This is a genomic window from Lacticaseibacillus pantheris DSM 15945 = JCM 12539 = NBRC 106106 (assembly GCF_001591865.1).
In the GTDB taxonomy this organism is placed as follows: domain Bacteria; phylum Bacillota; class Bacilli; order Lactobacillales; family Lactobacillaceae; genus Lacticaseibacillus; species Lacticaseibacillus pantheris.
On record NZ_BCVS01000195.1, the window covers coordinates 1 to 539 of the forward strand.

Sequence of the window (539 nt, forward strand, 5' to 3'; positions counted from 1 at the left end):
TTATAAAGGAGAATGAGGGATTCGAACCCTCGCGCCGGCATGAACCGACCTGACGGTTTTCAAGACCGTTCCCTTCAGCCACTTGGGTAATTCTCCATGATGCATTGTTAATGACCCGTACGGGATTTGAACCCATGTTACCGCCGTGAAAGGGCGGTGTCTTAACCACTTGACCAACGGGCCACAACGGAGAAGGAGGGATTTGAACCCTCGCGCCGCTTGCGCGACCTACACCCTTAGCAGGGGCGCCTCTTCAGCCACTTGAGTACTTCTCCATGGTGATATTTAGTTCAATGGGCCTAAATGGACTTGAACCATCGACCTCACGCTTATCAGGCGTGCGCTCTAACCAGCTGAGCTATAGGCCCATATTCATTGAATACAGCGGGTGACGAGAATCGAACTCGCGACAACAGCTTGGAAGGCTGTGGTTTTACCACTAAACTACACCCGCGAATGAATGGCGCGGGACAGAATCGAACTGCCGACACATGGAGCTTCAATCCATTGCTCTACCGACTGAGCTACCGAGCCGATTC

6 tRNA genes are annotated in these 539 nt (G+C 52.5%); all 6 read right to left on the bottom strand.

Annotated elements, in window-relative coordinates:
• Positions 1-6 precede the first annotated feature (6 nt).
• A tRNA-Ser gene (locus LPA02S_RS11410) sits at positions 7-96 on the bottom strand.
• A gap of 15 nt (positions 97-111) precedes the next feature.
• Positions 112-183 (bottom strand) — tRNA-Glu (locus LPA02S_RS11415).
• A 4-nt stretch (positions 184-187) separates the two neighbouring features.
• A tRNA-Ser gene (locus tag LPA02S_RS11420) sits at positions 188-275 on the bottom strand.
• Between the two features lie 19 nt (positions 276-294).
• A tRNA-Ile gene (locus LPA02S_RS11425) sits at positions 295-368 on the bottom strand.
• Between the two features lie 15 nt (positions 369-383).
• Positions 384-454: transfer RNA gene (locus LPA02S_RS11430), tRNA-Gly, on the bottom strand.
• Between the two features lie 7 nt (positions 455-461).
• Positions 462-534 (bottom strand) — tRNA-Phe (locus LPA02S_RS11435).
• Between the last annotated feature and the right edge of the window lie 5 nt (positions 535-539).